This window comes from Mesorhizobium sp. M2A.F.Ca.ET.067.02.1.1 (genome assembly GCF_004023285.1).
Taxonomy (GTDB): domain Bacteria; phylum Pseudomonadota; class Alphaproteobacteria; order Rhizobiales; family Rhizobiaceae; genus Mesorhizobium.
Window position 1 is genome coordinate 1 of record NZ_RZSB01000634.1, and the last position, 3,523, is coordinate 3,523.

4 protein-coding genes are annotated in these 3,523 nt (G+C 63.8%); 1 reads left to right on the forward strand and 3 read right to left on the reverse strand.

Going from position 1 to position 3,523, the window contains the following annotated elements; genetic code table 11:
• The coding region (locus EOA28_RS29040) for a tetratricopeptide repeat protein (protein ID WP_128315540.1) at positions 1 to 463 on the forward strand (463 nt) is incomplete at its 5' end.
• Between the two features lie 395 nt (positions 464 to 858).
• Here the strand turns inward: EOA28_RS29040 and EOA28_RS29045 are convergent.
• From EOA28_RS29045 to EOA28_RS29055, 3 genes are all read right to left on the reverse strand, one after another.
• Positions 859 to 1,242: a hypothetical protein gene (locus EOA28_RS29045; protein ID WP_127250730.1), complete on the reverse strand. Its 384-nt coding sequence runs from the start codon at positions 1,240 to 1,242 to the stop codon at positions 859 to 861.
• A gap of 2 nt (positions 1,243 to 1,244) precedes the next feature.
• Positions 1,245 to 1,997: a flagellar biosynthetic protein FliR gene (gene fliR, locus EOA28_RS29050; protein WP_095817132.1), complete on the reverse strand. Its 753-nt coding sequence runs from the start codon at positions 1,995 to 1,997 to the stop codon at positions 1,245 to 1,247.
• Positions 1,994 to 3,523, reverse strand: a 1,530-nt coding sequence (locus tag EOA28_RS29055; protein WP_128315541.1) for an FHIPEP family type III secretion protein, incomplete at its 5' end; no start/stop codon positions are given. The genes EOA28_RS29055 and fliR, both read right to left, overlap by 4 nt.

Genomic DNA, 3,523 nt, shown 5'->3' on the forward strand with positions numbered 1-3,523 from the left:
CAATAGCGGGGCAGCGTTCATTGATCGCGCGCTTGCGCTCAACCCGAACCTGGCTACTGCGTGGCTATTCAGCGGCTGGGTCAGAGTCGACCTCGGCGATACGGAAACCGCCGTCCAGCACCTCGCGACTGCGATACGCATGAGCCCGGTCGACCCGCTCATGTTCGACATGCAGAATGCGCTTGCAGTGGCTTATCTCTTCGCTGGTCGATATGAGGAGGCATCATCCTGGGCCGAAAGGTCGTTACAGGAAAAGCCGGACTTTTTGGGTTCATTGCGCTATGCGGCTGCAAGCTATGCTCATGCTGGCCGAGCCGATGAAGCACAAAAGGTGGTGAGCCGAATTCTCGCCCTCAATCCCGGCCAACGAATTTCCAATCTGGCTGATGTCATGCCGACCTGCCGTCCGGCCGATTTGGCTCTGCTTGTAGAAGGCTTGCGAAAGGCGGGCCTGCCGGAATAGCGCTGTCGGGCTGGCGCATGACAGCGAGTGGGGAACGCACCGGGATCGCGAAAGACAGCCCCGTGGGTTGCGTTGGCCCGGCACAAGTCGCCGCAGGACGCCGTACAAAGCGATCCGCGTCATGTGAGGGGTGAGAGGTCCTGATCCCAACTCGTCGCCTGTGCCGGCGATTGGGGCGCCACCTGCTCGAAATCGAGCCAGTCGGCGATCCTTAGGACGTAGGCAACGGCTGCTTCGCAAGACAACGGCTGATCGTCCGTTTTCGTCGCTACCACCACCTCCTAGTCGCTCGGCAACGTCCACTTTGAGGAAGCTGCGAAGCCGACCTCTATGGCCGAGATAGGCGCAAAGCGGTCGTGGTATCGCCCGTAAATCACCTTCGGGTTGTTACCGAGCTACTCCTCGGCCCGCTTCTGCGTGATGAGATCGAGCCGCTCGCGGTCGGAGCGTTCGCGTTCGTCGCGGCGGCGCACGTCCTTGTAGGCGCGCTCGACCATGTTGGTGCGCGCCGTCGCGGTGGCGATCAGCGCGGCTTCGTGCTTGGCATCTTCCAGGTTCTGTTTCTGGCGGCCGAGCGCGTCGGTGATGCGCTTGTGGTAGAGCGCGGGAAAGAGGCCTGCCAACGATCTGTCGGTGTCGAAATGCTCGATCAGTTCCTTGGCCTCCGCTTCTGCCTTGACGGCGGCGGCGAGGAAGCCGGCATGGCGGGTCTCGTGCAGCGCCTTCAGTTGCTCCTGCACCTTGACCAATTTCTTCAGACGATCCTTGCGCGTGGTCATGGCTATCTCGCCAGCGTGAGGTCGACGAAGCCGTCGACGAAGAGCGACAGCAGCGTGCCGACGGCGAAATAGAAGATGATCATGCCGCCGGCGATGACGAAGGGCAGCGAGATGAAATAGACCGGGATCTGCGGCGTCAGCTTGTTGACGAAGCCGATCGTCAGGTTAACCAGGATGGCATAGGCGACGAAGGGGCTGCCGAGCCGGATGACCAGGAAGAAGGCATCCGACACGGTGTCGGTGACATCGACCAGCGCCGCCTGCGGATTGAAGAACACGTTGACCGGCGCGACCTGATAAGAGGCGACCAGCGCCTTGACGATCTCGTGGTCGAAGTCGAAGACGAAGAGCAGAAGCAGGGCCGAGAACGAGATGATGGCGGCAAGGGCTGCCTGCGGCTCCGGCTCCTCGATCGCCGGCCCGCCCGAGCCGCCATAGCCGATCAGCGTGGCGATGGCCGAGCCCATGAAACGCAGCGCTTCCATATAGAGCCTTGTCATGGCGCCGATCAGCCCGCCGACCAGCAGCTCGGAGACGATCATCGGCGCCAGGATCTGCGGGCGCGGATCGACGAATGGATAGATGCGATCCCACAGGAAAGCGAGCAGGCCGCCGGTCGCGGCCACTGAAACGAACAACCGGATCTGCAGCGGTACGCGCGCGCTGGACAGGCCGGGCATCAGCATGAAGCAGGCGCCGATGCGGCAGAAGGCGAGGAAGGCGGCGATGACGACGCCTTGCGAGAGCGCGTTCACGAGATCGTTCCGAGCACCTTGATCTCGACGCCCTTGGCGATCTCGACATGGCTGAGAACGGGAAGCGTCGTGAACAGCCGCTCGATGATCATGCGCACATAGGGACGCGCGTCGGGCGCGGTGACGAGCACGAAGCGCTCGCCGGCCTCGAGATGCTTGCGGATCGCCTTGCTCGCGTCCTGGCCGAACTCCTCGAGCTGGCGCGGATCGATGTCGAACTCGCGCACCTCGCCCTTGGCGTCACGCTTGAGGCTTTGATGGAAGGCGAGGTCCCAGCGGTTGCCGAGGCGCAGCACCTTGAGCGTGCCGCCTTCGGAGAGGTCGCCGCAGATCTGCTGCGCCATGCGGATGCGCACATGCTCGACGATCTGCTCGGTGCGGCGCACATGCGGCGCGATCTCGGCGATCGCCTCGATGATCAGGTGCAGGTTGCGGATCGAGACGCGCTCGGCGAGCAGCAGCTTCAGCACCGCCTGCAGGCCGGGGTAGGAGATGTGCGAGGTGCAGATCTCGTCGGCGAGCTTGCGGTATTCGGGGTCGAGCCGCTCCAGCAGCGCCTTCATGTCCTTGTAGGAGAGAAGCTGCGGCAGGTTGTTGCGGATCACCTCGGAGAGATGCGTGAGCAGCACCGACATGTTGTCGGCGAAGGTGAAGTTCTCGCGCTTCAGATCCTCGGCGAAGGTTTCGAGCACCGAATAGGCGCGCATGCCGAAGGCCGGCTCGCGGATCTCCTCGCCGGGGATGTCCGGCACGCCGCGCGTGCCGAGCAGCACCATGATTTCGCCGACGCGCATCTGGTATTCGGCGACCACCGTGCCGTGCACCTTGATCTGGTAGCTCTTCGGCGGAATGGCGAAGTCGTCGGCGACGCGCACTTCCGGCACGACGAAGCCATATTGCTGGGCGAATTTCTTGCGCATCTTCGACATGCGGAAGACCAGTTCCTGGTGCGCCACCATCAGCCTGGTCGAAAGCTGCTTGCCGATCAGCAGCTCGATCTCGGCGGTGGCCAGCGAGGCCTTGACCGAGTTTTTCTCTTCCTCGACCTTGTTCGCCTTCTCCTGCGTCTTCAAGGCTTCGGCGGCGGCAAGCGCGCGGTTGTGGCGCAACGGGATGATATAGCCCAGGCCGGCCATGCCGCCGGCGAGCGCGAAGAAGGGGAACAGCGGCAGGCCGGGCATCAGGCCGAGGATGACCAGCAGCGAGGCCGCGACATAGAGGGCGCGCGGATGCGCGCCGAGCTGGCCGAACACCGCCTGGTTGGCCGAGCCGCGCGTGCCGCCCTTTGAGACGAGCATGCCGGCGGCGAGCGAGACGATGAGGGCCGGGATCTGGGTGACGAGGCCGTCGCCGACCGACAGCTTGATGAAGACATCGGCGGCCTGGCCGAGGCCCATGCCGTGGCGCAGATAGCCGATGGCGATGCCGCCGACGATGTTGATGGCGGTGATGATCAGGCCGGCGATGGCGTCGCCGCGCACGAATTTCGAGGCGCCGTCCATCGAGCCGAAGAAGGAGGATTCTTC